Source organism: Nocardia transvalensis, from assembly GCF_015477765.1.
Lineage (GTDB): Bacteria > Actinomycetota > Actinomycetes > Mycobacteriales > Mycobacteriaceae > Nocardia > Nocardia transvalensis_A.
Genome location: NZ_JADLQQ010000010.1, coordinates 122907 through 149429 on the forward strand (window position 1 = coordinate 122907; position 26523 = coordinate 149429).

The following is a 26523-nucleotide window of genomic DNA, read 5'->3' on the forward strand; positions in this document are numbered from 1 at the left end:
ACCACCATGCCCGCGACGATCTGGTCCTACACCGTCGACGACGACGCCGACGACCTCGACTGGAACGACCTGCCCACCCGACACGGCCGCCCGAAACACCCCCGCCGCTGCCCCACCCTCGACCACGACCCCCTCGACGGATTCTTCACCGACCTGCGGTTCCTCCTCGACCACCACACCCCCGCCCACACCCTGCCCACACGGCTCGGTGTGCCCGAGCAACTGCTCACCAGCCGCGCACAAGCAGCCGGAATCCCCTTGACACCACTGTGTTCCACCGCGCTGCTGCGCAGAGCCTTGGACCGGCTGGCGGCATCCGGCGACCCGTTCACCATCGACCAACTGCCCGGCACGACGTCGGAGACAACGCTGACGCTGCTGGTGGCCGAGCAGGTGCGGTCGGGACGGTTCAGCAAGGTCGGCACCGCACGCCGCCGCGGCGGCCGAACCTTCACCGTCTACCGCCGCACATCGGCACGACAGCAGCGAACCGGCCTATCGGCTCTCGACTGATTGGACTGAACAGCAATGGAATTCGAATACGAGACCGGTGACGGTGAACCCCTCGTCGGAGTCGTGCTGGAGACGACACGGTGCCTGACGTGCGATGGTGAGCTTTGGCGCCGATACCGACCGATGTGGTGCTGCCCTGGCGACACCGCGCCACACGCGACGAGCACACGCCGAAGCCAGAGGTGCAGCTACTGCCCGATCGACACCCCGCCGCACGACGGGCAGCAGTGACCCACACGCGCCAAACCCGAAAACCGTAGCGCGGCAACGGTGTACGCCAGTCACGGCGAATACCGTTGCCACCAAGCAATTTGAGATGATCATGGCCAAGATAACCAGGCGAAATGAGGAGGCTCAAGATGACAGTGAACACCACGGCGACGACCGGCGAACCGAACCCGGCAGAGCAGGACAGACTGCGTATGGTGTGGGATCGCGACGAAAACCTGTGGCATGAACTGAGTCCGGCCGGACCGTGGGAGACGACCAGCGTGCCATCCGCGCCGCTGCCGGTCCCTGAAGGAGCTGGAAGACCAGCACGGTCCGCTGCAGATGCTGTCGTACACCCTGTCGCCCGAATCACCACCCGACGCGCGTGACTTCATCCTCGACCTGTTGGACACCGGCCGCCGCGGCCTTCGCAAAGCACAGCAAGGTCACGAGGGATGAGGAGACCGCTGGCACCGGGCGAATGCGGACGCATCGAATACACCGACATCCTCGACCAAGCCGGTTCCCTGATCGAGGTGGAGGCCCGCACTGTTTCCCGGGACCAGGCGGGACGACTCCTTCGCCAGATAGCAACCGGGCCAACTACCGCCAAGGTGCGAGAGCGTCTGCTGCTCCGTATAAGACAAAGAACCGGGAGTACTCGCACCAACACCGAGGAGTAGCTTTGCCCGACGAAATTCTGCCCCCAATCCGAGGCCGTACCTATCGCTTGGCTTCCTCGACGATATCCCGGTCTCCGAGATCCACCCCGTCGACATCGAGGTGTGGAACAACATGCTGACCGAGGAGCTTCGCCGCAACCCGGACAAGGCGGCAAGGCTTCACTAGCGTCTCCGAGAGGTGTTCCACCCAGACTGAGTCTCTCAACAGAGCGTCAGCGTGATATCACAGTCTTCCCGTACAGTTCCTTGAGCAATCGTCCCTAACGATGTCCCGGCTCCAGGCGCCATCGACTGAAGCGTTATGGACAGCGGTCTCACCGACCTACTCTTTACAGCAGTGTGCACATGATGGTGTTGTATGTACTCAAGTAGCAAGCTAACGACAGTGTCATAAACTCTGGTGCATGTTAGCTGCGTCGTGATGTACTGTTGTCGTAAGCCGCCGCCGTGCAGTACGGAGAGCCGTGGACAACGAACAGGTAGTGCCAGACGGTCCCGAGCGGGCCCGGACCGAGTTGGCCGCAAAGATCAATCGGCTGTTCGAGGTGATGCGTAGGCCTTCCGAGCCGCCGTTGTCGAATGCTGCTGCCGCGGAGGCGATTACGCGGTCGACGGGAACGTCGATCAGCGCTGCGTATATGTGGCAGTTGCGGTCGGGAGTGAAGTCCAACCCTACGGTGCAGCATCTGCAGGCGATCGCTCAGTTCTTCGGTGTCCCGGCTTCGTATCTGATCGATAGTGGCGCCGACGAGTCGATCGAGTCACAGTTGCGGCTGCTTCAGGCTATGAAGGATGCCGACGTGCGGAACCTGGCCTTGCGTGCGTCGGGGCTGACCCCGCGAACGCTGGCCAATATCGCTGCGATCGTCGACCGGGCGCGTGAGATCGAGAACCTGCCGCCGGTCGAGCCGAAGGACGAGCAGTGCCAATGTAGCGATGAGGATCGAGCTTGAGGACAGAACGCGATGGAGACGTCGGCTAGACGGATCAAGGAGGTGCTCGCCAGGCTTCCGATACCGGAGCCCTGGGATCGGAACCGGTTCGTACAGAATGTGGCGGCACTTCGTGGACGCCCGATCACTTTGATTCCGACCCAGATGCTGGGGGTTGCCGACAGCCCGTGCGGGCTATGGCTGGTACGAGAGCACGACGATGTGGTCATTCACGAGGGTTCAACATCGGAGTACCACGTGGACCAGATCGTCTGCCATGAGATCGGGCACATGGTTCTCGGCCACGACCGCGCCAATCCGGGCGGCGGTGCCGACTATCCGATGTTCCGGTCCGCGCTACCGGATCTCGACCCCACGACCGTTCGAGCCGTCCTGGGCCGCTCCGGCTACAGCAACAGTCTCGAACGTGAGGCCGAGCTGTTCGCCACGATGCTCATAGTCGCCGCAGTTCGTACCGGACCGGGACGGAGTCTCCGAAGTGTCCTCTTCGAGCGGCAATGACTTCATCGGTAAGCGAGGTGATCGCAAGGCCGCTGATCGGCGCTATGGCTATGGTCATCGCGGCTCGGTGGTGGTGGTTCAACGGCACCACGGTCGATCGGTATCTCAACACCACACTCACGGTCATTCTGCTGACCCAATTGTTGCGGGAGCGCGCGGTCCAGGACATGATCGCTGGGCATTCACCTCTGACGGTGACTACTATCCAGCAGTTGACACTGTGTACCATCGTGGTCGCAGTCGCGCCCTTCCTCAACGGTGCGCGTGTCCTGCTGGGGGAGAATGCAGAACCATCACGACGGGAACGGTTCTGCACCTATGCCACAGCGATCGGACTGTCCATTCTGATTCTGATCGCGGGAACGCGAGCACGCCGGGAACGGCTCCCGCTGGAGATCTCCGGAGGATGGGACGGGGTCGCTGTCTGGGTTGCGTTCTCAGTTTTGCCGTTGTACGTGGCCGGCTACCTCATCTGCCGGTGCAGCGTGGAGTTCCGTCAGCCGGGGGCCACGGCAGCAGAGCGACTCGTTCTCACCGGCATCACAGCCGTAGGGGTGACAATCGGGGCTACCACGGCGATCGCTCTGGTTCTACCGATACTGCAGCAACTGAACCTGGTCGATTCAGTCGGATACCGGCTCGCCACAAATTCCCGGAACTTCTTTTGGATCGCTGTGACGATCACAGCCATATCGGCTGTCACATTGGTGCAGTCGATCGCAGGATGGTTCGGGTTCGACTCGACCACCAGACGCTGGAAACGCCTCCGACCACTGTGGCGGGCATTGGTTTCCTTGTTTCCGGACAGCCTCCTCCCCCTGGACTCCAGCGAAACGACCCGACGGATCACGAGGCTGCGGTTGCATCGCATGACCGTGGAGATCCGGGATGCAGTCCTGCAACTGCATCCGTATCTACGAGACGTTGATCCAATGCAGCTCGAGACCTTCATTGCGGCCGAACATATTCCGCATCAGAAGCAGGAGGCGGCACGCTTCGCCCTGCAACTCGCGTACGCAGTCCGAGACAAGGCCGATTTCCCGGAGCACGTCCACGAAACTGTCTGCCCGCTACCACCCTCAACCTCCGCGAATCTGGAAGACGAGGTCACAGAACTTCTCCAACTCGCCGAATGGTGGTCGGCAGCACGCCGATTCGCCACCGCTGACCGACACCCGGCACCGAATGTGTCTAGTGTGGAATCAAACCCTTAAGGCAGGGAGCCACATGACCGAGACATCACCGATCGTCGCATCGTCCCCGCCGCGGCCGATGCCGCATCCGCCCTACCGGCTGCCGCTGCTGGGCGACGTATTCACGACCGATTTCGCAAAGCCCTGCCAGAAGCTCGCCCAGCAGGCCCGGGATCTGGGACCGGTATTCGAACAGAAGCTGTTCGGGTATCCCGCGATCATCGTCACCGGCACCCGAGCGATCGAGGAGTGCAACGATGAGACACAGTGGGAAAAGCATGTCGGCCATTCGCTGATGAAGTTGCGGCCACTCGCCGGTGACGGGCTGTTCACCGCGTTCAACCGAGAACCGAACTGGGCCAAGGCACACAACATCCTGGCGCCGGCATTCACCAAGACCGCGATGAGCAACTACCATGCCACCATCGTCGGCACCGTCCGCGAGTTGACCGATGCCTGGAGGTCACGACCGGATTCGTGGATCGATATTGCGGCGCAATCGAACAAGCTGACCTTCGAGATCATGTCCCGGGCCGGATTTTCGCACTCGTTCGGATCTCTGTCCGATCCCGACCAGGATCCGTTCGTGACCGCCATGGTTCGCGAACTCGCCTATGCCAACCGGCGCACCGATGTGCTGCCCTGGTTCGAGCGAATTTTCCGACGGCAGCGCACACATCAGCATCGCAAGGATATGGTCCACGCACACCGGGTTGTCGACAGCATCATCGAGGCCCGTCGCGCACGCACCGGCGCTGGGCACCTGGATCTGCTCGACACCATGCTCGACGGTGTCGATCCGCAATCCGGTGAATCGTTGGACAGCACCAACATTCGCCATCAGATTCTGACATTCCTCGCAGCCGGCAGTGAGACTTCAGCCAACACAATTGCCTTCGCGCTGCACTATCTGTCCACCCATCCGCACATCGCCGACGGCGTCCGGTCCGAGCTCGACAATCGGTGGCCCTCAGCACCGTTTCCGGACATCGGGTTCGAGGACGTTCCGAGACTGCGCAGTCTTCGACGAGTGGTCGATGAAACACTGCGGCTATGGCCCACAGCCCCAGGCTATTTCCGGCGTGCCAAACAGGACACGACGCTGTGCGAGGGCACGTATCGTTTCCAGGAAAAGGATTGGGTGCTGGTGCTGCTGCTGGCCGCGCACAGGGATCTGGCCTGGGGGGCCGATGCCGATGAGTTCAACCCCGATCGGTTCCTGCCCGACAACATGCGCAGCCTGCCGCCGCGCATCTACAAGCCATTCGGCACCGGGGCACGTGCCTGCATCGGACGACAGTTCGCCCACCAGGAGATCATGGTGACCCTGGCTGCGATCCTGCACCAATTCGACCTGGAACCCGACCCGCACTACCGACTCGACGTGCGAGAGTCCCTCACCCTCAAACCCGCCGGACTCCAGTTGCGTCTACACCCTCGAAGAATGTGACAAAGATATCCGCCTCCGACTCGGATCAACTTCTGAGCCGGCCCACGTACGGAAAGAACCGGCCGACTCGCGCAGCGTAACGGAGGTACTCCGTTGGGTGGGCGCGCCGTAGGTAGGGCTCCTCAACCGCGCGGACGAGCAATTCCATGGTGGCTGCGAGGATCACGAACCCGGTCACGGAGATTACGTTGGGCACCATCAGAGTCAGACCGACCGCGGTCAGCACGATGGCTGTGAAGATCGGGTTTCGGATGAGGCCGAACACCCCGGTGGTGACGAGGGGAGTTTGTTCGTGCTCGTCGACCCCGATGCGCCACGAGTCACCCATGGCCAGCTGGGCACCAAGGGTTGCGGCGATGCCCGCTACGGCCAGTACTGCCCCGGCGAGCTGGACGACGGGGTGATCCAGCGGACGGATCCGCGGGATGAGTCCGGCAAGGTCGGCAGCACAGCCGGCGAACGCCAGAACGGCTACGAGCCGGAACAGCTTTTCGCCCCACCATTGTGTCGAGAAACGTTGCGGGGGACGGATGCCGGTCTCGCCGGTGCGGCGCACCGCGATCAGAATGCGCACCCCGAACGCCACAACTAGCCAGACAATGAACAGGGCCAGGGCGATGATCGTTGTCAGCATGCCCGATCTCCTTCTACCTATTGATGGACTCCGCTGGCTGTGGTGGCCGACTGGCTCGCGAGACAGCCCGGCTCGGCCAAGGGCCAGCGGCCACAGTCGCAGCTCTAGCCCGTAACCCTCGTATGAACCCTCAGCAGCTGCCGACCACTGCTTCCGTCCATGGATGCTGTGCGGTAGCGGATCATTCGGCTGGCGCCTCGGCGGGGGCGATAGCTGCGGACTGGAGGGCATGCAGGGTCTCGGCGACGATGGGTGAGCGATCGTAGGCGCGGCTGACCCGGGTCAGCCAGGCGAGTTCGCTGGCGCTGTCGCTGCCACCTCGGGAACTGGCATGCGGCGTCCCAGCTCCTGCCGGGAGTTTCCCGTGCCGGACTGCGATGGCGGTTTTGATGCGGGCTGCTTCGATGACGGCGGCGCGGTCGATGTCGTCGAGCTGGGTGTGGTCGGTGAGACGTCGGGCGTGGTCTTCGGCGGCTGCGGGGGTGTAGGCACGCAGTGCGAGCTGGCCGTCGCGGATTTCGGCGAGACGTCGTGTCGTGCGGAGTTTGAGGTCCCACCAGGGGGCATCGATGGGGGAGGCCAATTCCGGGGTAGCGGTGCGGATGGCACGCCACAGTGGCCGCAGGGCGTGATACTCACGCAGCCGTGCGAGCAGGTTGGTGAGGCGTTCGCCGGCAGCGGGGAGGGTGTATCCGGCACAGCCGATGACGATCCCGATCGCGGCGAGGCCGGGCCCGACCTGGGTGTCGAGGTGGTCCAGGTGGGTGCGACCGAACCAGTGGGCCACGACCGCGGTCATCTTGGTGACGATGCAACCCACGCCGAACAGGCCGGACACGGCCACCAGGTAGAGGCCGCGCCGCAGCCAGGGCCGGGTGGTCACCCGCGCCCCCGCGATCGCGCTGTAGGTGAAATCGCTTGCAGCGAAGGCGAAGACCAGGTGGTAGACGGCGATGAGCTGGGCCAGCCACGGGGTGGTCGCGTAGTAGACGTCGAAGTCGACGGGTCTTTCGACCGACGCATTCCCCGCAGCGAACAGCGCGATCAACACGATGCTGATCACCGTGTAGGCGATCACGCGGCGGCGGATCTTCGGTCCGATCTCGCCAGGACTGCCCCGCCACACCAGGATGACCGCCTGCATGGCGGCGGCCAGGAAGATCAGCAAGATGTAGACCAGTAGCCCGGCGAGGTTGGGGATCCCGGTGAGGCGGTTGATCAGCGTGACGGTCGGGGGCGGGACACAGAGACACACCGCTATCCACAGGAACATGGCGGCGAGGACCGCCCAATGCTGCAGACTGGGGTGCCGTCGGAGTTGGTTGGCCTTGTAGGCCAGCGCGATCACACTCACGGCGGCTGCGGTATAGAACGCTGCGGCATAGACCGCGGTGCCGGTGCTATTCACGATTGCGGGCCCTGGGGTAGTCCGAAGGTGGTTTCCATGCGCTGCACGACGGCCGCGGCAGCGTCCGACACCGGCCAATGTTGTTCCGGAAGCCACCTGCTGACCTGGGTCAGCAGATGCGCAGCGAACGTCTCGGCTTGGATTTCGGCGGGACCGCAACACTGCTGGGAGCGGGTGGCCATGATGCGCTGCACCGCGCTGGGGTCGAGGTTCGGCAGCAACAGGCGGGGAAGGTCGGCGTCGAGAAGCGGGGCCTGGTCGTGCTCGTGAATCAGGTGACCGGTCTCATGGCAGAAGATCACCAACTGGTGCCAGGGGCTGGTGTCCTGCTCGTAGAAAATGTAGTGGCCGTCAGCGCCGTGAACCCACAGGCCGAAAACGACATCGGATTGCGACGGCGGAAACTTCACCGGCATTCGTTTGACCGGGCGGCCGAGACGGCGGGTGAGGACATCACAGACCGCCTGCATGACTTGGTCCGGCTCGGCCGGGATCGGCAGCCGAAGGTCGGCGATGAACTCTTCCACCAGTCGGGCGGAGCGCCGCCGCAGGGTTCGTCGGCCCATCCGCTCATCCCTCGAAGGTTGTGCGTGCCATACGCTGAGCACCACCATCGGCTCTCCCAACCCGTCGTTCACTGATCATCTCGCCGTCCTTGTTCGTCCGTGCTGGACGCACGTTCCATCTGGTCGATGAGTTGGGCCAGCAGGTCGCGCTGGTGCGGCTCGAGACGGGCTGCCCGCAGGGCGATCTGTCGCACTCCCATGTTGGCGAGGGTGTGAGCCAAGGCGATCTCGGCGTCGGTCTCCTCCGCGGTGACGGGATCGAGGAAGTATCCCGGTTTCACCCCGAAGAACTCCGCCAGTGCCGCCAACAGGTCCGGGGACGGCCGCGTCTTGCCGCCGGTGCGTAGCGCGGACAGGTAGGCACCGCTGACCCGGACGGCGGGATTACGCTGTTTGATCGCCGCAGCGACCTCGTCGTTGGTGTACCGCCGACCGTGACGGCCTTGCGGGCGGATGTCGTCGAACAACCGCTGTAACCGGTCTTTCAGCGCCGGCGGCTGCGAACCATCGCGCATGTCCCCTGCCTCACCTGGACTCGACCACCAGGAAATAATGCGCCCCTACGTTCTTCTGGTGGTTGAGCGCTATCTGGCGCAGTATAGTCCCAGCTCTCCCAGTTGGCAGCTAGTTTCATGGTGGAGAAATCTATTGCGGCGCATGATGTTCGGACGCAGCTGACAAGTTGGTTAGAGGATGGGACCGACGAGCTGTAGCGCTGATGAAGTCGCTGCCGTCGAGGTGCACTCTGCGTGCGCTGGGCTGCGGTATCGCGCCAATTGTAGGCCAGCAGATCGCTAACCCGACGATGTCCGAGCAGAACAACCGTTTGCCGATCGGATCGGCAGCGGAAGGGTTGTCTCCGTGCGCGAACCGATGTCCACTGCTAACTTGCCTCAGTTGCCCTTCACCGTAGGGGCGATCGGAATGGCCGCGGCGGCGCCGGAGACTCGTCGGTGAGGCTTAGGGCCTCGGCCAGCACACTGACCATGCCTCGGATACCGGCGGCATCGAGCCCGCAATCACCACCGATTCCGGTGTCGACGACGTAGCTTTCTGGGTCGCGCCGCATCCCCGTGGCGGTGTGGTATTCGGTGGCGATCACCATGAGACTGCCATGGTCGGTGTCGGGAAAGGGGAACGTGCGCCAGTGGTAGCGCACGAGGTCACCGGAGCTGGTTCCGTCTTCCCATCCGTGCCCGGCCGGTCGTTCACACCACGGCGGGCACGGCTGCACGAGCTCCGCCGTCGCCGGTTGCACGGTCCGGAGGCCGGGGGCCGAGGATCGGTCGGTCATGTCTGTCTCCAAAGATGCTGTGTACCGGCGTCTTTCGATTCGACTGCTGTGGTCGGTGCCGGAGGCGACGGCTCACGCTTCCGGCCCGGTGTTTCGGGTGAACAGATCCGCAGGGGACGTCGATACAGGGTGGCATCCCCTCCGTGCGTCACCCAGTTGCAGCTGATCGCAGGGAAGCGGGCCGCCAGTAGGCCGATCAGTTCGAGCGCGGCGGTCTCGTCTGCTGGATCATCGAACAGGTCGGTGGCCAATTGCAGGATCAGACACGCGTCGTCGACGTCGGTTTGGTCGTCGGACGCGTCCGGATTCTGTAGCTCCTGTTCGATGCAGCCCGCTGCCGCGTGCCGGCCTTCGGCGTGCAGCTGCATGATCCGACTGGCCACGGCGTCGGCGCCGTAGGACGCGACGATCTCGCGAATCCCGTGCCGGTCCGGCGGTGACACACCACCGCCGGGTGTCTGCGACACCAGATGTACGGGCATCGTTCCTCTCCTCAGGTCGATCCGCTCCGTCCCGCTAAGCGGGGTCACCCCCGAGCACTCCCGGACCCCATATCTGCGACGTCGCGCCGCAGGACCCGATAGCGCAGACCTCTGCCATCTCGTCCACCTCGAGCTTTGTCGGTACCAATGGGCACACGCCGGGCACTGGATCGGGCTGGCTGCACACCAGTTCGCGACCGTGTGAGGTCTCGCGCGATCAATCCGGTGCAGCTGACAATCCTCCGCTCGTCCGAACCCATTGGTGCCCAAGCATGTCCCGAGAGCAGAAGCTCGAGCATCGTTGGCCGAAACGCTCCCGTGTCATCGGCATGTACTGACGCCCCCTTCGCGCCAGTACATGCCTGCATGCAACTCGCATACTTAGGTGTATGGCGCATACTCTGTCATGTACATGGGTATATGTCAATCGCTTTACTGTGTACTATTGAAGCAAGTCAACCCGGGACGGAGGACCGTGGACGACGAGAAGACGGCCGCCGAGATCGCGCCGACCCCAACCGAACTCGCAGCCAAGATCAACAGATTGTTCAAGGTGATGCGGAAACCCTCGGACCCACCACTGTCGAATGCGGCTGCCGCCGAGGCGATTACGCAAGCGACCGGCACCTCGATCAGCGCCACGTACCTGTGGCAGCTCCGTTCCGGCGTGAAGTCGAACCCGACAGTCGCCCACCTGCGGGCGATCGCTCAGTTCTTCGGCGTTCCAGCTTCCTACCTCGTAGACAGCGAGCCGGATGAAGCGATCGAGTCGCAGCTAAGCCTGCTGCAAGCCATGAAGGACGTGACGGTCCGCAATCTCGCGTTGCGCGCATCCGGACTGACCCCACAAACACTCGCCAGCATCGCCGCCATCGTGGACCGAGCACGTGAAGTGGAGAATCTACCTCCGATAGACCTACTCGAGGAGGCGGACCCAAGCATGGAGAACCAAGCGACCAACGGCGATACGTGACGGGACATCAGCCACGGACCAGTCAGAGTGCTCACTGGGCTTTTCGACACTGAACCCATCCATTTGCGGAAAGCAACAATGTTTCGGGACATTCCACTGCATTTCGGAACCGTTCGATATTCCTCGGCGATTGGGTACGTCGCCTCGGAGTGCCGCCTGATGAGATCGGGGCAGGTCTGATCAACATTCTGGTCGGCGGAAGAGCTCGGTGCCGTGACCGAACGGCAGGCCCGCGACGCGATCCGCTTGGTCTGATGGTTGACCAGCGGATCGCGGATGCAGGGCTCGCTGATAGCGGAAACAGTATCTCGGTGTCGCGAACGTCGAGCTCATCGAGTATGTGAGCGGGTTGCGGCCTCGGTACCGCACAGGGTGGTTGAGCAACAGTTTCGTCGGGCACGCGCGCGTGCGAGAGCTGCCCTCGGTTTCGAGGAGCTGGTCGACGACATCGTGTTTTCGCTATCCTGCCGAACCAGCTGGGCGCCAACCCATTATCGCTTGCTCGCCGCTGCGCTGGGCTGCCACCTGCCCGAAGGCGTTCTCGAATAGCTGGTCGTGCAGGCGCTGCTACCAGTAGCGCGTCCGCCTCGCCGAAGATGCGTGGCAGGAGCCGCGCCTTCGCTCAGGACTCGTGTGCGCGGGCACATTATTCTCGCCCATCCATGCGTCAGGCATGTCGATAACAGTCGCTGACCTGGCGCTTTGTTTGTCGTGCTCGACCTCGCCACCCGACCTTCAGAGATTTCCCGGATCGATGGGAACCGTTCCTGTCGTGTTGGCGTCAAATCCTAATGAACGGACAGATCTCGGATCTCGAGCCGAAGGGGGTTGCTCTTGCTGATGGAAGTCGCTGCGGTGCAATCGATTACGCACGATCTGCGCCGAACTCTGATCTGCCCCGGCAACCTGTGCTGTTGGCCCTCAACGTCTCGATGGATCGGCACCGATCCATCGAGAATGCGACATGGGTATAACGCTCGGCTGCCTTTGGACCCCGCCGAACTCCGGCGGAAAGAAGCCTGATGTGGGGAGCTGCTACTCCCCGACACCAGGAGCTGCTCATCGCAGCTTGCAACACACAACCACTAGATAGGAACATGCTGTGAACCAACTTCGTAAGGCTGTGGCCGCAACTTGTATTGTACTCGCTGGGACGGTGGGTGCCGCTGGCGTCAGCAGTGCGGCTTCCTTCGGCGACAACGCTCCGGCCGTGGAGTACCGCGCAGCGGAGAAGAACCCACTTGGAGTGTTTACTGGTCCCGTGATCGCCATGGCTGGAGGGTGTGCATCTTCCGCACTGCTGAGTCTGCCTACGTCGGCATTGCAAGACATGGTGAACCGCGGGGAACCGACAGATTACGCGTGGAACGCCGTCGCCTCCTGCGTAACGGGTGCGGTTGTCGGTCCCGTAGTCGCGACGGCTTGGCGGGCGCTTGCGCCCGGATTGCAAAAGAAGGTGGCCATCATGATTATTTCCTGGGTCATCAAGTACGGCCCGAAGTAAGATGTCTAAGTAGCTCATAGCCACCGCCCTTGCCTGCTGACGTTCCGGCAGGACGGCACAGGCAAGGGTTGGCAGAGGTCAGAAAGTAGGAGCCCCCATGCTGATGAATCCGTATCTCATCTTCGGGCTGTCCCTTTTTATATTGGTGATCGGGCTGGCGGAAGTGCTGGTCGGCTACGTGAAGAAAGCTTACAGCGAGAAGTCGAATGGGATATTGACATTCTGGGGATTCTTGCACATCGTTTTCAGCATGATCCCCATGGTTGCAATGGCCCGAATTATCGCTACCGAGGATCAGCCTACCCTATCTACCCCCTTCCGGATCTTTCTCGCAATCTACATGCTTTTGCTCGGCCTGATGACAATCGTGCCACTAGAAAGGGTTATCCGCGAAGAAAAGCTGTGACCGCCCGCTTGCAGATAGCCCCTGAGTCCGAGATTTATGACAGAGCGGGTCAGATTACGCCATCCAGCACTCGTCGGCGTGCGGTCAACGATCGACAACCGTGCCAGGGCTCGCCGCTGGCTCAGATCGAGACCTCCGAACGTGATAGCGTGCCGAAAAGTTCACCGTACTGGAACAGGAAGGGGGAGGTAGCCCGTGCTGGTCGATCCTGCGATCTTGCGGTCCTTCGCTGCGCAGGTAGGAGAGGCATCGAAGTCGGTGTCCGATGCCGGTCTGAAGGACAAACTCGGTACTTCCGGTGACGGTATGAGCGGGTCGGCGCTGCAATGGGCGGCGCGCAGCCTCGCGCTCAACGTGGCCGCTCCGTTAACCAAGTTCGCTCAGGAAGTCGGTTGGATGGGCGATGCCGTGCACGGCACGGCGACCAAGTTCGAGATCACCGACGATGATCTCGCGGGCCGGTTCAACATGCTCTATAACGATCCACCGAAGGCGAAACCGAACTGACGCCATGCTGCCGACACGTACTCAACTCAACGGTTGGAATCTGGGGAATCTGCTGGCCGCGGCGGCAGACGTCCGCAAGGCGGGTGCCCAGATCGAAGAGGCGGTCGTGACCCTGAAGAACCGGTGTGCCGAGCTGCCGGAACTTCGAGGTTGGGAGGGCAAGTCTCATGATGCCGCGTTGACGATGTTCGGTCGCGCCGGGAACCAGGCGGCGGCGTTCTCCGACCTCGCCGACGAGGTGGCTACGGCTCTCGATTCGGCCTACCACTCTTTGACGGCGGTCAAGAACAGGATCGACACCACGGTGCACTCGATCGAGAACGGGCCGCTGTGGGTGACCGACATGTGGGTCGTGTTGATCCGTGCGGACCAGCCGTACGACGCTGATGTTCTGCGTAAGGCACAGACGGCGTGGCAGAAGGTCCTCAATCCGTTGCTGATCCAGCTCGGCAGCGCTGATGACAGTGCTGCACAAGCATTGGCGCAGATCAACACCGATCATGGTCTGGGCAACTTCAACCCGATCATCGGCAGGCCGCTGGACGCGGCACCCAATCCCGCGACGCCGATCGGGGTGATGCAACAGTTGCAGATCCAGGCCGAGGACGCTGCGGTCACCGTCGCTGGAGTCACCGACGAAGATAAAGACGGGTCTCACATCAAGACGATCACGATGCAGGACGGCGGCAAGCAGGTCATTACGACGACCGCCAGCTACCAGCCCACCGGCGAACGGACCCCAGGGGAACCATTCGGTCCGTCCCGGGGCGACTCGGTGCAGACTGCAGCAACCTATGATCCATCTGGGAAACTGATCGGGACGGTTCGCACGATCAAACAGCCGGATGGCACGATCTACACTGATACGAGCTACCCCGGGAAGGCTTATATCCTGGGTCGGCAGACTCCGGGCAAGGATGCCGAGACGATATTGGCAGTCGGGCCGGATGGGAAAGAACTCGACCCAAAGAAGGTAAGCAATTTCTTCACTCACCCCCAGCTGAATACCGTCGGCGGCGCCATCAGTGGTTTGGACAACTGGTCCAGCAGTGACAGGGCAATCGCAGTTCTCAGCGAGAAAGAAATCAGCGCTGTCAAAGTAGGATCGAAATTCGCTGGTCCTGCTCTCGGCTTCGCAACTACCATCTGGGATGTTTCTGCAGCGAGTAGCGCCCATGACGCATGCGTGGCTGGAATATCAGGCACCTTCGGAGTGGCGGGAAGTTGGGCTGGCGGAGCAGTGGGAGGCATGGTGGGAAGTGCGGGTGGTCCCGTTGCCGTCGCCGGCGCTGGAGCAGGTGCAGTCGCTGGCTCATGGATTTTCGGTGACATCGGCGCCAGAGTGGGCGAGGCGATCTGTAAATGATGAATGCACCCAACCACTATCCGATACCGTCCAGATGGGCACCTTTTCCAATCTGGAAACTTGCGCTATCAATACTCATGTTCGGCACTCTCGGAGCACTCCTGCTGGTATTAGGTGTCGCATCGGCAGTGAAGTCTGAGTGGATGCGAGCCATATTCTTTGTGGGCACTGGCACACTTTTCGTACTACTGCCAACACTGATACTTATCAAGAATTCGACGCAGAACCGGACCCAGGTCGCGGAAACGGACATACCGCATGGAAATAGTTGCATTATAGTCAGGCGGCCGAAGTCGGTGCGCATTCTGATGCCAATAATGTTGATGGGCATGGCGGTCGGCGGTGCTTCGTTCAGTTTCGGCACTTGGGCGGGAGTGTTGGATATTGAGGAGTCGCCCGCTGGTAACGCCGCCTATGCGCCGTTCACTCTGGCGCTGGCGGTTCTTGCAACCATACTGCTCATCGTATATGCGTCCAGAGGGTCCGTCGGTGAAATAAAGCTATCTCCCACTGGCGTGTGCACACCGAATCACTTCTTTGGAAACACCTGCACGAAATGGCGAGACATCGGGCGGGTTTCACCACACGAATCCAGATCTTATACAGTAGTACTGCAATTCAGTACCAGTAGAATTCATTCACGGCCCGGCATTAATCTCGGCGTGGCTGAATACGCTATAGGTGCATCGGCTGTGTATTGGCTGCTTCGCTTCTATCATGAGCATCCCGAACTGCGGGCAGAGCTAGCTGACCACCGTGCCGCAGAACGCGTCCGCTCGTATCGTCTGGTCGAACCTGCGGTCGGCGATGCGCGGTCGCCTATAGCCGAGGGACCGGAGCAGTAATGACCAACGACAAATATGCCGGGTTGCCACCGGAGTACATCGAGCTGCTTGAACAGGTCGACCGCGAGGAAGAACTCGCCCGCCAGCGCTCTCAGGCCCAGGAAGCTTCCCATGCACGCCGTCCATTGGCAGAAGATGATGACGACGACTACGACTCCTACTACCACCGGAAAAGCTGGCTGGTGTAAGCCAAACCGGGTCCTGATCACGCAGAAATGTGGCGGAGGAGTGGCACCCGCTCGCCGAGAGCCGAGAGCCGAGAGCCGAGAGCCGAGAGCCGAGAGCCGAGTATTGCAGGTCGGTGAGCGTGGTGACAGCTTCCACCGAACCAGGTGGGGCGGGCGGCGAGCTCACCGTCACCGACAGAAGCCCCGAGACATCTCATGGCCGATGAAGCCCACTCACCCTACGAGGACAGCCCGTCATCGCGCTCCGCTGCTGGTAGCCTCTCAGACCAGGAGACACTCTCGAGGGGGCCACCGTGGCGCAGAACGTCAATATCGACTATGGGCAAGCCGACATCGCCGCCTTCAAACAGCAGGCGGTTGCCGCAGCGCAAAGCGGTCACTTTCTGTTCGACCCACAGGTGGTCGACGAGGTGGTCCGGGTGTACGACGTGCTCATCGAGGGTCTACAGAACGAAATGAAGAACATTCAAAGCATTGCTTATATCGGGGGATTCGGTGGATTCCCCTCGACTCAACAGCTGGCGCAAGGGTTTTCCAAGAAGGCCAATGAATTCGCCGCTGTTCTCGCTCACTTCATCGAGGGAGCGATGCGCCTACAGGAGGCATACCTGATCTCCGCAGGGAAAATTACGGAAGCGGAAGCGAAGAACACCCAGGCGCTTCAAATCATCGCCCAAACGGTCGGAACGGAGAACTCGGCACGGTGAACACTGTACGGATCGCTGCCCCCATCGCACTGACGACCCTGGCGCTCAGCGCGTGCGGTGGCAGCCATTCCAACGGCCACCAGGAGTCGACCGCACCGACGACAACCACCCGCCCGAGCGTGGCCGTATCTGTGGCGCCCCCGTCTCCGCAACGGAACGATACCGGCCGCCCCGTCGTGACATTCGACCCGTGCGTAGATATCGGCGATTCTACGATTGCAAAGCTGGGATTCGATCCAGCGACTCGGAAGCGAAACGACCTGTCTGCCGACACGTACACATTTGTCGGCTGTGACTTCGACCAGAAAACCCCTGAAGGTTGGACGGCTTGGACGCTGAACATCAGCGCCACCAACATCACCCTTGCCGAGGACCGTAGCCGATTCCAGGACACAGCCGAAAACATCAAGATCGCAGGTCATGACGCTGTTAGACACCTCTTGACCAAAGGAGGACTCGGCACGACGTGCTATCTGGAGATGGAATCCCCGGTCGGTGTGGTCAGCTTGCAACTGTATTTGAACCCCGCACGTGCAACCGGCAATTCATGTGAGCGGATCCGCCAGCTTGCCGAGACAGTACAGCAAGACCTCCCGAAGAAGTAGGCCGGCTTCGGGGCATCGGGCTGAAGGTGGTCGTCCGAAGCGCATACGTGCTACGGTCCGGTCAGCGGCTGAAGGGGGATTCGATGCGCAGCAGGATAAGTGGTCCGCCGAGACCTACAACCGAGCCGGGGTGGCGGCGTGACCGGTGACAACACTCCTCAGAACCCCGCGATCGGAAACATCCTGTTCGGCGGCGCGATCGACGCCGTCTCCCAGAAAGCGGTTACACAGCAGCGGAGCGCGCGCGAGAACGATCAGCGGATCGGTCGGAGCGATGTCGATCCTCCGTACGTGACGAATCCGGAGCCTCCTCCGGAGACCATGACCCATCAGCAGATCTACCAGGCCGCCCAGAGCATCGATAGGGAGGCGCTGGGGAAGCTGGTACATGCTTGGGCGCAGTCGTCGATCGGCATCACGAGCTTGTTCCAGCTGCACAGGATGGGTGTGAACCGTGCGCTGCAGGGCCGGTGGGAAGGCGTATCCGGCGAAGCCGCGCATCAGGCAGCGATGCGGTTCGCGGGTGGGGGCGAGCAGATGGGGCAGGTTGCGGAATCGGCGGCTTTCCGGCTGGATGCGATGCACAACGCGGCGATCGCCTTTGCTGCGGCGGTGCCGCCTCCACCCACGCCGACTGCACCGAACCCGGACAACCCGAACGAGTCGGTGCTGCCGAACCTGACGAGCGGGGCGAAGGACCGCGCCGACAACGAAGCCTCCAGGGCGGCCTACAGAATGGCCGTCGATGCGGTCAACCGGATCTATCTTCCTATCTGTCCACCGTCCGGCGAGAACGTGCCCGCGTTCGTGCCGCCACCGCAGGTGGGTGGTGGCGACGGCGGCCCAGGCGTTGGGGACCAAGGGATCTCGTCGGGTGGTGTCGGCTCGGGCAGTGGCAGTACCGGGGGTGGTGCCCCCGGTGATTCGTCACAGCCTGGCGCGCAGGATCCTCAGCAGGCTCAGACGACGCCCGCTGATGTCGATCCCGCATCGACCGCACCGTCCAGCGCGAGTGGCAACGCGCCGGGCATGGCTGGAGCCGGTGCGCCCGGCCAACCGGGACTGGGTGGTGCGTCGACGTCTCCAGCGGGTGTGACTGCGGCCGGTGTCGGTGGTCCCGGCGGCGTTGGTGAGGGTGCTGGTGCTGGTGGTCGGTACCCAGGATTCGGCGGCCAAGGTGGATCGGGCGCGGGCTCAGGTCGGGGCGGGCAGGGGACATCGCGTCCGGGCGTGCCCGGCCAGGGATCGACCGGTGCCGGGCCGACGGCTGCGGCCGCGCGTGCTGCCGGGATGGGGCCTGGTGGTCCGATGGGTCCGATGGTGCCCGGTGCACCTGGCAGGCGTAAGGAGGAGGACGACGAGCGGACCAAACCGGTACCGGATTATCTCAAGCAGGTCCAGCCGGAACTGGCCGATCTACCGCCCGCGCTGACCCAGGCGATCGGCGCCGACTACGCGACCTGGAAGGCCCCGGACTCGAACACCCCAGCACAGCCGACCAGCACCGCCGCAACCGGTTCCGGCGCGGATACACCACCTCCCGGCGATGCCGGATACCGTCCGCCCGAGCCGCCACGCACCGGGACCGGGGTACCGATCCGATACGACAATCCCGCGCAGGAGACAGGGCGCTGAGTGCGGACGCAAACAGTGTGGGACTTCACTCCCGACGAATTCGCGTGGGTGTGGGCCGAGACCGGGCTGGCGGGGGAATACCCGTACCCAATCAGTATTCTCGAAACACCTGCTCCCCCTGACGAGTACGCGCGGCGGCGCGCGGAGATCAGTGCCCGGTACCCGCATCGTGGTGACCCGGACCTCACGTGGCCGTTGCGTGTTCTGGTCAAACCGGATCTGCGGTTGATCTGCACCGGCAAGTTTCACGACTCGGTGAAACGGGTGCGGTCGCTGGCCGCCGCCCACGCCGATCTCGGCGTGATCCTGTTCCAGAAATCCGGTCCCTCCGCCGATTTCGGCGGCGATATCAAGCTTGTGGTCGCCCAGCGCCGCAACCTCGGTCGGCACCTGGCGGCGACGATGCCGCCCGCGCAGCCCGGCGCAGCCGGACAGATGGTGGGCTACACCCCGCGCGTACGCGGCGAGCAACCGCCCGCATCGTGGCGTCCCGATGATGAGGGCCGTCGACCGGTCGAGGAGCGGATCCGCCTGCTGCTGCGGGCGCCGCGTGTCGCCGAGGGGCACCTGTGCATCGAGCGCTACCTGCACAGCAGGAACCCGTCCCCGCCGGTCTACCTGAACTGGATCGACATCCGCGACAACCATTCCGCGGGCGGACGTTACCTGATCGCCGTAGACGACAACGACACCGTGGTCACGCCCGCGACCGAAGAAGTGATCGCCCGAGAACTGCACCGCCGCGCAGCCCTGCACCACCTCTGAAACAGGCTCCGGCGCAAGGGCTTCGGCCCCGGCAACCAGGACGGTCACCGAAGGTGTTCCGGTGGCTCGTCCACCCACACCACCGGTGCGTCACTCGACTCGTCCTCGATGCGCCGCCACAGCAGCCGGTGTGGTGGATCCGAATCGGGATGCAGCGTGTACCCGGCGAGTTCGGCGGCGGTCACCATCTTGGCGATCCACTCGTCCAAGCCTTCATTGCCACACGCGGGTTTGAAAAGGGAGACCCACGCGTCGGCTTGGGACTTGGCGTCATCGACCGATCTGGACGACGCCTCTCGAAGCATCCGTCCATCCATGCCGCTGATCGTCCATGCACAAGTGTTCGGTGTCGTGGGGCGGATGCGCCCGAGGCAGCGGGGGTAGTCCTTGACCAGCCAGTCCTGGCCCGCAATGCCCCGCAGCTCCCACCCGTCGGTGCCGTGCTCCGGATGGATCGGCCCATGCGGCTGCCCGCCCGCCCGTGCTGAGGACTCGTCTATCCCATCGTTCGACGTATCGGCCATCGCCTCAGACCCCTTTCGGGAGGCGCTTCGCCGCGTCCAGGGTGACCGCGACCAACGTTTCGAATTCCGGTCGTTGGGTGCCGTCGGGTTCCTCGAGCCAGATCCGCACCGTGTCGGCCGGGCCGGGCAGCATGACCAGCGATCCGGTGACCGTCCGAATGGCCTGGTAACGGTAGAGGCTGCCGAACATCCGAACCGGGCGCTCGTCCCGACCGGCACCGTGGCTGAGGAACGTTCGGTAGCGGGTGCCGGTGTGCAGAATCGCGGGGGTGGCAATCGCGCGGTTTCGCAGCTCGGCCTGCACCTGCTCGGCCAGTTGTTCCGGCATCTGAATGGCATCGACGGCGCCTGCGTGAAGAACGATGTGACCGTGTGCGTCGATAGTTACGTCGAGACCGTGGTCATCCCGGTACCGGGCACAGCACACATGAGCAGAATCGGTGGTAGCAGCCATGATTTCCTCACAGGGAAGGATCAGCCGAAGTACAGGCTTCGGCAGGTTCTACGGCTCCAGATACAGCCGCTCGTTCGGCAGGCGCGGAAGCCCGTGCGGGTCATCAGTTATCACGTTCACCGCGTCCGGCCAGTGCTTGGCCCGCCAGTCCTGCACGAAAACCGTTGCCGCGCTGACACATGCGGCGAAGTCGAACCGCATCCCGTGCAGGGACACGGACAAGTGCACATCCATCTCGGAGGGAGCCGGTGAAGTCCCGTTGCCGCACATGCCGATTCACCCGCTCACCGATCCTGATGCGGGCGGTGTGAGCCGATGCGGCGTCGTGTTGGAAATATCGTCGACTACTCGGACACCGATCCACGGGCATGGACCGAAAGGCAAGCCTGGCACCGTACGGTCGTGATCGGCGATCCTTCCGTCGACCAGCGGAGCCCACGCCTGACAAAGCAAGGACGGGCACGCTACCTCGGCGAGGTGGCCGGTGTCTTTATCGACTTTGGCGGCCAGACACATCGATAGCCTAATCCACGGTCCGTCGGGCGGAATCTGTTGCTGGGGTTCACTGTTCATGATCACCGCGCTCCGCGTGTACAAGTCGGGCATTCATCCGGTGAGTCGTACGGGTGAAGGTGTCCAAGCCTGATCAGGTCGAGCCAACAACCGCGCTTCATCTCGCAGCTCTCGAATGTGCACTCGGCGTGCAGCTCACTCCGCAGTTCACGGTGCATTTGAACCGCAGACATCGGGTGCGCGGGGTACTGGTGAGCCGCCGGATTCGCCGTGGCCGTCACCTCACCACCTCGCCTCTTCGATTGCTGGCGAGCATCATCTCTGCAGGGACCATGCCGCGACTGTCGATCTGCGGCCGAATGGCCTCGTCCGCAAGAGGATTCGATGAGATGGCGCCTTCGGTGACGGCCTGCTCCAGAGCCATAGCAACGATGTCGTGATCGAAAGCTGCCTGAGCGATGGCGACATCGGACGCCGAAGAACCCAGCACTTCCGGTCCGATCGGACACCCACCCGATAGGTCTTGGACCTCGAGGCATCCCAACCGAGGAATCAAGACATCTCTTACTCGGTCCTGCACGCTGCGGTAGGCGACATCCTCCAGCGTCGATTTTGCTTTTTCGAGCCAATTGGTCAGTACCCAGGCCAATGTCACAGGCCCTGCTTCGCGAAGGATCACCTGGCACTCCTATCGGGCTATCAGCCGACAATCTCGACTACATCGCACTTCGAGGCTTGCACGGCAACATTGAGGTCAGACAGGGCGAAAAACTGGCTTTCCATCCGCGACTTTGCGATTGGAAGACGCGGGGTTACTCGAGTTTCGAAAACGCGGGGTCGTTTCAAAAAAAATCGAGGGGTAGACAAACGGCACGGTTTGTAGTCACAGTCATTAGGACACAGATTCGACCAACGGAGGTGTACTCGGTGACACGAGAGCGAGTTCCGAACCTCCAGCTCGCTCAGCGGATCGGCGACTCAGGTTGGACGCAGGCTCGTGTCGCGGAGCTGATCAACGAGCGCGTCGAAGCCGTTACCGGTCACACTGGCACGTACACCGATGAGTCGATCCGGAAGTTGCTGCGCGGAAACCACACGTGGCCGCACAAGCCCTACCGCGACGCCCTCTGCCAGCTGTTCGACTGCACGCCCGCTGATCTTGGTTTTTTCAACCCCCGCGCGCCGCGTAACTTGGATCCTGAGAACCGACAGGAGATCGATGTGCGCCGGCAGGAGTTCCTTCGCGGGGTAGTAGCGATGCCAGTCGTTGCGGCGCTGCCCCAGCATCTTCGCGAGGCGGCAGTCCAGCCGGTCGAGCGAACCGCCCCGAGTCGTGTGGGCTGGGAGCATGTGGATCGTGTCAAAGCGTGGGCCGCGTTGTTCCGCCAAGCTGACGACGCTGGGCTCAGCATCGCTGAGGGCATGGCCGCCCAACTCCGTGTCGCAGAAACCTATCTCGACGCCCAAATGTCTCCTGAGGTCGAGCGAGCACTGAGGACAGCAGTCGCCACCTTCTTCCGCGTCGTAGGGTGGGCGCGCTACGACCGCGGTGAGCACGTGAATGCCAGGAGCGACTTCGAACAGGGGTGGCATCTCGTCCAGGACAACGGCGAGTGGTGGATACGTGCCGCAATACTCACGTGCATGGCGCGTCAGTCCATCTACCGCGGCGACTTTGAAGATGCCCTCGACAAGCTGGGGATGGCCTCGATTCGAGCCGACAAGCTGTCCCTACTCAGACGGGCCGACATCGCCGCCGTGAAAGCGAGGGCCTTCGGCAAACAAGGAAATCATCGCGAATGTGTCCGAGCTGTTCGGGAGGCCGAACAGTTCTTCTTCGAGGCCCAGGGCGAGGACCACCCTGACACCCAGCACGAAGGGTTCAGAACGTACTACGACGAGAAGTTGCTCACGTCCGACGTTGCCCAAGGGTTGTTCGAGCTGGCGTTCACCCGGGGTGTAGAGCTGCCCCGCACGATCGAGCGTCTCAGGTTGGCGATGCAGCTCTCGGATGAGCACGCACGGTCGCGGCTGCTCAGCATGGCGCGTCTGACTGCCCTCCAACTTAGACGCGGCGATGTCGATGAAGGTGTCGCCCTCGGCGAAGCTGTCGTCGAGAGAGCCCAGGGAACGACATCAGTGCGAGTCATCCGTGACATCCGAAGTATCTACAAGGTGACAGCGACGCCTCGGATCAAGAACACGCCGAAGGTAAGAGAACTGCGCCGGAATACCCGTGATCTACTGCGCAACCTGTAGTGCTGGAACGAATTCGCACCCATCGAGCCCAACATTGGGAATGATCAGACACCACCATCAGACGAGGAGGAGCAACGAATGCTCGCAGCGTTCTCAATCACACCGGTGGGCCGCGGCGAAGACGTGGGCCGAGAGGTAGCTGAAGCTGTCCGCGTCATCCGCGAAAGCGGGCTGCCCAGCCGGACCGCCGCCAGTTTCACCGAGATCGAAGGCGAGTGGGACGAAGTCTTCGGCGTAATCAAGAAGGCCACCGACGCCGTCATGGCGGTCTCGAACCGCTGCAGCATCGTAATCAAGGCGGACATGCGTCCAGGCCATACCGACACCCTCAACTCGAAGCTCGAATCTGTGGAGCGCTACCTCGCACAGCAGGATGATCGATAGCCGACAGACGACAGCCAATACCGCCGACCCGGGTCGGCATCGCCGGTTTCGCTTGGCGCTGCTAGCCTTCGGTGCCCTTGCACAGGGCCATTGTGGACAGCTAACGTCGGGTTCGCGCCAGTAGTGTGCCTAATCCCCTTCCGCTGCTGACGTTTTCACGAACAGGACCCTCAGACCAGCCGCACGCTGGTCTGAGGGTTCTGTCGCTCCCTGTTCAGCTACCCCGTGTCGGGAGGTTCGTTATGAGTTACGGCGCCAGCCTGCCTATTTGGCTTGAGATCATCCGATTCATCGGCACGCTGCTCGGCGCGATCAGCGGCTCCGCCGCGTCGTGACCGTTCTCGGCAGCCGCAATCGCAAGGGCACGGCAGCCGTTCAGGCCCCGATTCACCGCTGCGGCGGCTGAAGCCCTTGCATTCCCCTGGTGCCGGTTGAGTGCGCACGCCATACTCAGTCCTGGCGGCCGGTGCACGGCGACTGTGGCGACCGCGACGCACACCAGCTCCATCCCTTTATCGAGGTAGTGGGGGTCTGCCACCCCCCACGGGTCATATGCCGGGCACCGAGCATCGAATAGGGCCCACATCGGCGCAGAGCACGCGGAAATGCCACTGATTTGAGACCAACGCTGATGGCCAGCAACTAACAGGGACGACAGGACCACGCTGTGACCGACGACATCGATAGTCATGAGCGCTGCATCGGGGGATGCATGCTGGGTACACCGCAACCTACTCTGGCGAAGCGTGCGTCGAGACACGGGCTCGACCCGCGCCAGCTCGACCAGGTGCTGCAGTTACTCGAAGGGCGTTGCATGGTGTGCCTGCGCTGCCACGCGATGGTGATCGACACGACGACACGGGCAGCAGATCGGAGGCCGCGCGGCCTCTTGTGCCGGTTCTGCAAACAGCGAGTGGCTACCTACGAGGGCTCGTACGGGCGCGACACAGCCTTTTTCGTAGGGTGCAGATGTAGATCGTCCGAGGATCCTGAATGGGAGCCGAGAATGACCGCTGCGACAGCGCAGTACCTCGACCGGACAGAACGCCTCGAGTCCTGCGCGACGAACCGGGAGCGGTTCGAAACTTTGATCAGGGACCTGTCCGCTCACGGACCCGACCCATACCGCGCCTGGAGCGGTGCGCCTGTTTTCGCTCTCCCACGGCTCCCCGCGCGGGAGAGCGGTCCATCAGCCGAATACGACTACGGTGACAGTTCACCGCTTGCTCGCGCCCCGTGCGCGAACGAGTGCCGAGAGCACGATCAGCATATTTATATCGCATGCTTCGGGGAGCCGACAAAGCTCCGCGACGCCGACACCGACAGCGCGGTATTGCATTACGTCGGATGGACACGGCAGCAACCGCCAGTGCGGCGCGTCAACCAGCACGGTGCGGTATGCCGAAAGTCGTTGGTCGCGATCATTCCCGGCACGGAGACCGAAGAGGAGTCCCTCAAAGCTGAGGGACTGTGCCCGAAATGCGAGCGGCCGCTACGGTACCGCCAAACTCTCCCGCCGCAGCATGGTCGACAGCGTTGACGTCGAAGGTATGGGCATCAACGACCGGACGGTCGTCGACCTCATACGCGAATAACCAAGCGAATTTACCGAATGACGTACTGCGATGCCGCGCTTGCGCACCCACATGTGAGACACGGTTTTAGGCACCACAGGTGGGGCCGATTTCCTCGGCTCGCACGAGTTGCCGGATAACCTCACCAGAATTTCCGGACAGTAATTCAAGTGAGCCATCCTTTATCAACGGAATCGGATTCCCCTTGTCAAGATATCTGACCAAAGCCTCCAAAATCGCATACTGCATGAAAACCGCACCCTCCGCCGCTAATCCAGTATGTTTCATTAATTCTTGCAAGACTTGAGATCTTCGCCCGAAGTAGGTGATGTCGGCTTCCCCGTTGGGGAGGTCGATCCGAATCCTGCCCTCGTGCGGCTCGAAGGTGACGGCAGCGTCGAACAACTCGTGGATCCTCTCGATCAACACTTCGACGCCTTGCAGTTCGATCTCACGGCGCTGCGCCCGGCCGATCGTGCGCGCCCGGATCCGAGCTAGTCCAGCCGAGTCGAGCAAATTGTCGGTTGGAAACCGAATCGTGCAACTCCGCGTTTTCGTGCTCGTCGGCGGCCACTCAAGGGATTGGGCGATATCCCAATAGATCTGGTCCCTGGCCACATCCCACAGGGTCAGCACTACCGGCTCCGAGAACCCGTTCCACGCCTCCAAATGGTGGCGTTCGATCGGGTAGGAGACATACCTGCCGTCTCTGCTCCGAGACCGTGTGGCGTCGGTAATGGCCTTTGCCTGGACGAAGAACCTGTAGGGTGTGGCCTCGCCGCGGTCGAAGATGCGGACTTGTAGGTCTTCGCCATAGTCCCGTCTCACCTCCTCGACAGTCCACCCGGCCGCCAGGAAGGCCCTGTGCAGCTTAGTGATCGAGATGTCGGAATTGACGTGGGATTCAGGTCGCATGGGTGACAAGGGATCTCCTTACACAGGTTGACACCTCACTCGCGAATCGGACGACAGCATAGGAGACGACTACGACAGATCAGCGGACGCGGCGGAGAACGCTCAGCCTCCGCGACAGCTGTGTGCATTCGGCTGCGAGTCATGCCCTGCCCGCGTCGCCATCATGCGAAGCGAACCGATCCTGGAGCGCGCCAGGTGCTTTCGTGCCGGAGGAGAACGTCATACCGAGTTTGTCACCGCACCGAACACCAGCACACGCACGCGTCGCACCGGATCGGCCGCGCCCTGCCCCTGCCGATCCGCTGCTCGAAAGGAACCGGATTGACCGCTGATTCGGTGGTTTCTGAGCGAAGATACGAAAACGGTCCCACCTATGCCTGGAACAGGCGGCGAGCAGTTGTAGATGACAATAGTCGGCAAGTCGGGAGCCTCTCCTGCGACTGGTCGGGACTCATGCTCCGAGATAGCCCCTGCATTGACGGTAATTGCTAGCGTTGCAATACATTTGCCGG

General features: G+C 62.4%; 28 protein-coding genes. 17 read left to right on the top strand and 11 right to left on the bottom strand.

The window, feature by feature from the left end; translation table 11 throughout:
• The first annotated feature begins 6 nt into the window (after positions 1-6).
• The 5 genes from IU452_RS27875 (at position 7) to IU452_RS27895 (ending at position 5503) form a co-directional block, all read left to right on the top strand.
• On the top strand, positions 7-513 hold the full coding sequence (locus IU452_RS27875) for a hypothetical protein (protein ID WP_195112157.1): 507 nt from the start codon (positions 7-9) through the stop codon (positions 511-513).
• 1441 nt (positions 514-1954) lie between these two features.
• Positions 1955-2359, top strand: a complete 405-nt coding sequence (locus IU452_RS27880; RefSeq protein ID WP_228818919.1) for a helix-turn-helix domain-containing protein — start codon at positions 1955-1957, stop codon at positions 2357-2359.
• A gap of 12 nt (positions 2360-2371) precedes the next feature.
• Positions 2372-2860, top strand: a complete 489-nt coding sequence (locus IU452_RS27885; protein WP_195112159.1) for a hypothetical protein — start codon at positions 2372-2374, stop codon at positions 2858-2860.
• Positions 2857-4074 (top strand): MAB_1171c family putative transporter, encoded by a 1218-nt coding sequence (locus IU452_RS27890; RefSeq protein WP_195112160.1) that lies wholly within the window; start codon positions 2857-2859, stop codon positions 4072-4074. The genes IU452_RS27885 and IU452_RS27890 overlap by 4 nt, the downstream gene beginning before the upstream one ends.
• 13 nt (positions 4075-4087) lie before the next feature.
• On the top strand, positions 4088-5503 hold the full coding sequence (locus tag IU452_RS27895; protein ID WP_195112161.1) for a cytochrome P450: 1416 nt from the start codon (positions 4088-4090) through the stop codon (positions 5501-5503).
• A 25-nt stretch (positions 5504-5528) separates the two neighbouring features.
• Here IU452_RS27895 and IU452_RS27900 read toward each other — a convergent pair whose 3' ends face one another.
• From IU452_RS27900 to IU452_RS27925, 6 genes are all read right to left on the bottom strand, one after another.
• Positions 5529-6137 carry a methyltransferase family protein gene (locus IU452_RS27900; RefSeq protein ID WP_195112162.1) on the bottom strand — a complete coding sequence of 203 codons (609 nt, stop codon included), beginning with the start codon at positions 6135-6137 and terminating at the stop codon, positions 5529-5531.
• Between the two features lie 181 nt (positions 6138-6318).
• On the bottom strand, positions 6319-7545 hold the full coding sequence (locus IU452_RS27905; RefSeq protein WP_195112163.1) for an MAB_1171c family putative transporter: 1227 nt from the start codon (positions 7543-7545) through the stop codon (positions 6319-6321).
• Positions 7542-8111, bottom strand: coding sequence for an ImmA/IrrE family metallo-endopeptidase (locus IU452_RS27910; RefSeq protein WP_195112164.1), 570 nt, complete (start codon positions 8109-8111; stop codon positions 7542-7544). Before IU452_RS27910 ends, IU452_RS27905 begins: the two co-directional genes overlap by 4 nt.
• A 68-nt stretch (positions 8112-8179) precedes the next feature.
• The gene (locus IU452_RS27915; protein ID WP_195112165.1) at positions 8180-8626 is read right to left on the bottom strand and encodes a helix-turn-helix domain-containing protein; all 447 of its coding nucleotides are present in this window, start codon (positions 8624-8626) and stop codon (positions 8180-8182) included.
• A gap of 389 nt (positions 8627-9015) precedes the next feature.
• On the bottom strand, positions 9016-9405 hold the full coding sequence (locus IU452_RS27920) for a hypothetical protein (protein WP_195112166.1): 390 nt from the start codon (positions 9403-9405) through the stop codon (positions 9016-9018).
• Positions 9402-9887: a hypothetical protein gene (locus tag IU452_RS27925; protein ID WP_195112167.1), complete on the bottom strand. Its 486-nt coding sequence runs from the start codon at positions 9885-9887 to the stop codon at positions 9402-9404. The genes IU452_RS27920 and IU452_RS27925 overlap by 4 nt, the downstream gene beginning before the upstream one ends.
• A 556-nt stretch (positions 9888-10443) precedes the next feature.
• Here IU452_RS27925 and IU452_RS27930 point away from each other — a divergent pair.
• The 10 genes from IU452_RS27930 (at position 10444) to IU452_RS27975 (ending at position 19388) form a co-directional block, all read left to right on the top strand.
• A complete protein-coding gene (locus tag IU452_RS27930) occupies positions 10444-10860 on the top strand; it encodes a helix-turn-helix domain-containing protein (protein ID WP_228818920.1) in 417 nt (138 codons plus the stop codon).
• 1601 nt (positions 10861-12461) lie between these two features.
• Complete coding sequence (locus IU452_RS27935) at positions 12462-12770, top strand: hypothetical protein (protein WP_195112169.1); 309 nt, start codon at positions 12462-12464, stop codon at positions 12768-12770.
• Between the two features lie 195 nt (positions 12771-12965).
• Positions 12966-13277 (top strand): hypothetical protein, encoded by a 312-nt coding sequence (locus IU452_RS27940; protein ID WP_195112170.1) that lies wholly within the window; start codon positions 12966-12968, stop codon positions 13275-13277.
• Positions 13278-13281: 4 nt separating this feature from the next.
• Positions 13282-14643, top strand: a complete 1362-nt coding sequence (locus IU452_RS27945) for a WXG100 family type VII secretion target (RefSeq protein ID WP_195112171.1) — start codon at positions 13282-13284, stop codon at positions 14641-14643.
• 296 nt (positions 14644-14939) lie between these two features.
• A complete protein-coding gene (locus IU452_RS27950; RefSeq protein WP_195112172.1) occupies positions 14940-15488 on the top strand; it encodes a hypothetical protein in 549 nt (182 codons plus the stop codon).
• Positions 15488-15676, top strand: coding sequence for a hypothetical protein (locus IU452_RS27955; protein ID WP_195112173.1), 189 nt, complete (start codon positions 15488-15490; stop codon positions 15674-15676). Before IU452_RS27950 ends, IU452_RS27955 begins: the two co-directional genes overlap by 1 nt.
• A gap of 293 nt (positions 15677-15969) precedes the next feature.
• Positions 15970-16383: a hypothetical protein gene (locus IU452_RS27960; protein ID WP_195112174.1), complete on the top strand. Its 414-nt coding sequence runs from the start codon at positions 15970-15972 to the stop codon at positions 16381-16383.
• Positions 16380-16988, top strand: coding sequence for a DUF3558 domain-containing protein (locus IU452_RS27965; RefSeq protein WP_195112175.1), 609 nt, complete (start codon positions 16380-16382; stop codon positions 16986-16988). Before IU452_RS27960 ends, IU452_RS27965 begins: the two co-directional genes overlap by 4 nt.
• 138 nt (positions 16989-17126) lie before the next feature.
• The gene (locus IU452_RS27970) at positions 17127-18623 is read left to right on the top strand and encodes a hypothetical protein (protein WP_195112176.1); all 1497 of its coding nucleotides are present in this window, start codon (positions 17127-17129) and stop codon (positions 18621-18623) included.
• Positions 18624-19388 carry an ESX secretion-associated protein EspG gene (locus tag IU452_RS27975; RefSeq protein WP_195112177.1) on the top strand — a complete coding sequence of 255 codons (765 nt, stop codon included), beginning with the start codon at positions 18624-18626 and terminating at the stop codon, positions 19386-19388.
• Positions 19389-19432: 44 nt separating this feature from the next.
• Here IU452_RS27975 and IU452_RS27980 read toward each other — a convergent pair whose 3' ends face one another.
• From IU452_RS27980 to IU452_RS27995, 4 genes are all read right to left on the bottom strand, one after another.
• A complete protein-coding gene (locus IU452_RS27980; protein ID WP_195112178.1) occupies positions 19433-19912 on the bottom strand; it encodes a hypothetical protein in 480 nt (159 codons plus the stop codon).
• A 4-nt stretch (positions 19913-19916) separates the two neighbouring features.
• On the bottom strand, positions 19917-20366 hold the full coding sequence (locus IU452_RS27985) for a hypothetical protein (protein ID WP_195112179.1): 450 nt from the start codon (positions 20364-20366) through the stop codon (positions 19917-19919).
• A 48-nt stretch (positions 20367-20414) separates the two neighbouring features.
• Positions 20415-20588 carry a hypothetical protein gene (locus IU452_RS27990; RefSeq protein WP_195112180.1) on the bottom strand — a complete coding sequence of 58 codons (174 nt, stop codon included), beginning with the start codon at positions 20586-20588 and terminating at the stop codon, positions 20415-20417.
• Positions 20589-21156: 568 nt separating this feature from the next.
• The gene (locus IU452_RS27995; protein ID WP_195112181.1) at positions 21157-21558 is read right to left on the bottom strand and encodes a hypothetical protein; all 402 of its coding nucleotides are present in this window, start codon (positions 21556-21558) and stop codon (positions 21157-21159) included.
• Between the two features lie 248 nt (positions 21559-21806).
• On the opposite strand from IU452_RS27995, the gene IU452_RS28000 reads away from it, so the two are divergent.
• Together IU452_RS28000 and IU452_RS28005 are read left to right on the top strand one after the other, a co-directional pair.
• Entirely contained in the window at positions 21807-23138 is a 1332-nt protein-coding gene (locus IU452_RS28000) for a hypothetical protein (RefSeq protein WP_195112182.1), read from the top strand.
• 78 nt (positions 23139-23216) lie between these two features.
• On the top strand, positions 23217-23522 hold the full coding sequence (locus IU452_RS28005) for an MTH1187 family thiamine-binding protein (protein ID WP_195112183.1): 306 nt from the start codon (positions 23217-23219) through the stop codon (positions 23520-23522).
• Between the two features lie 1661 nt (positions 23523-25183).
• Here IU452_RS28005 and IU452_RS28010 read toward each other — a convergent pair.
• The gene (locus IU452_RS28010) at positions 25184-26011 is read right to left on the bottom strand and encodes a DUF4365 domain-containing protein (protein WP_195112184.1); all 828 of its coding nucleotides are present in this window, start codon (positions 26009-26011) and stop codon (positions 25184-25186) included.
• Positions 26012-26523 lie beyond the last annotated feature (512 nt).

Coding starts and splice junctions, on each gene's coding strand:
- IU452_RS27875 (WP_195112157.1), top strand. CDS start 7: ATGCCCGCGACGATCTGGTCCTACACCGTCGACGACGACGCCGACGAC.
- IU452_RS27880 (WP_228818919.1), top strand. CDS start 1,955: ATGCGTAGGCCTTCCGAGCCGCCGTTGTCGAATGCTGCTGCCGCGGAG.
- IU452_RS27885 (WP_195112159.1), top strand. CDS start 2,372: ATGGAGACGTCGGCTAGACGGATCAAGGAGGTGCTCGCCAGGCTTCCG.
- IU452_RS27890 (WP_195112160.1), top strand. CDS start 2,857: ATGACTTCATCGGTAAGCGAGGTGATCGCAAGGCCGCTGATCGGCGCT.
- IU452_RS27895 (WP_195112161.1), top strand. CDS start 4,088: ATGACCGAGACATCACCGATCGTCGCATCGTCCCCGCCGCGGCCGATG.
- IU452_RS27900 (WP_195112162.1), bottom strand. CDS start 6,137: ATGCTGACAACGATCATCGCCCTGGCCCTGTTCATTGTCTGGCTAGTT.
- IU452_RS27910 (WP_195112164.1), bottom strand. CDS start 8,111: ATGGGCCGACGAACCCTGCGGCGGCGCTCCGCCCGACTGGTGGAAGAG.
- IU452_RS27915 (WP_195112165.1), bottom strand. CDS start 8,626: ATGCGCGATGGTTCGCAGCCGCCGGCGCTGAAAGACCGGTTACAGCGG.
- IU452_RS27920 (WP_195112166.1), bottom strand. CDS start 9,405: ATGACCGACCGATCCTCGGCCCCCGGCCTCCGGACCGTGCAACCGGCG.
- IU452_RS27925 (WP_195112167.1), bottom strand. CDS start 9,887: ATGCCCGTACATCTGGTGTCGCAGACACCCGGCGGTGGTGTGTCACCG.
- IU452_RS27930 (WP_228818920.1), top strand. CDS start 10,444: ATGCGGAAACCCTCGGACCCACCACTGTCGAATGCGGCTGCCGCCGAG.
- IU452_RS27935 (WP_195112169.1), top strand. CDS start 12,462: ATGCTGATGAATCCGTATCTCATCTTCGGGCTGTCCCTTTTTATATTG.
- IU452_RS27945 (WP_195112171.1), top strand. CDS start 13,282: ATGCTGCCGACACGTACTCAACTCAACGGTTGGAATCTGGGGAATCTG.
- IU452_RS27955 (WP_195112173.1), top strand. CDS start 15,488: ATGACCAACGACAAATATGCCGGGTTGCCACCGGAGTACATCGAGCTG.
- IU452_RS27980 (WP_195112178.1), bottom strand. CDS start 19,912: ATGGCCGATACGTCGAACGATGGGATAGACGAGTCCTCAGCACGGGCG.
- IU452_RS27985 (WP_195112179.1), bottom strand. CDS start 20,366: ATGGCTGCTACCACCGATTCTGCTCATGTGTGCTGTGCCCGGTACCGG.
- IU452_RS28005 (WP_195112183.1), top strand. CDS start 23,217: ATGCTCGCAGCGTTCTCAATCACACCGGTGGGCCGCGGCGAAGACGTG.
- IU452_RS28010 (WP_195112184.1), bottom strand. CDS start 26,011: ATGCGACCTGAATCCCACGTCAATTCCGACATCTCGATCACTAAGCTG.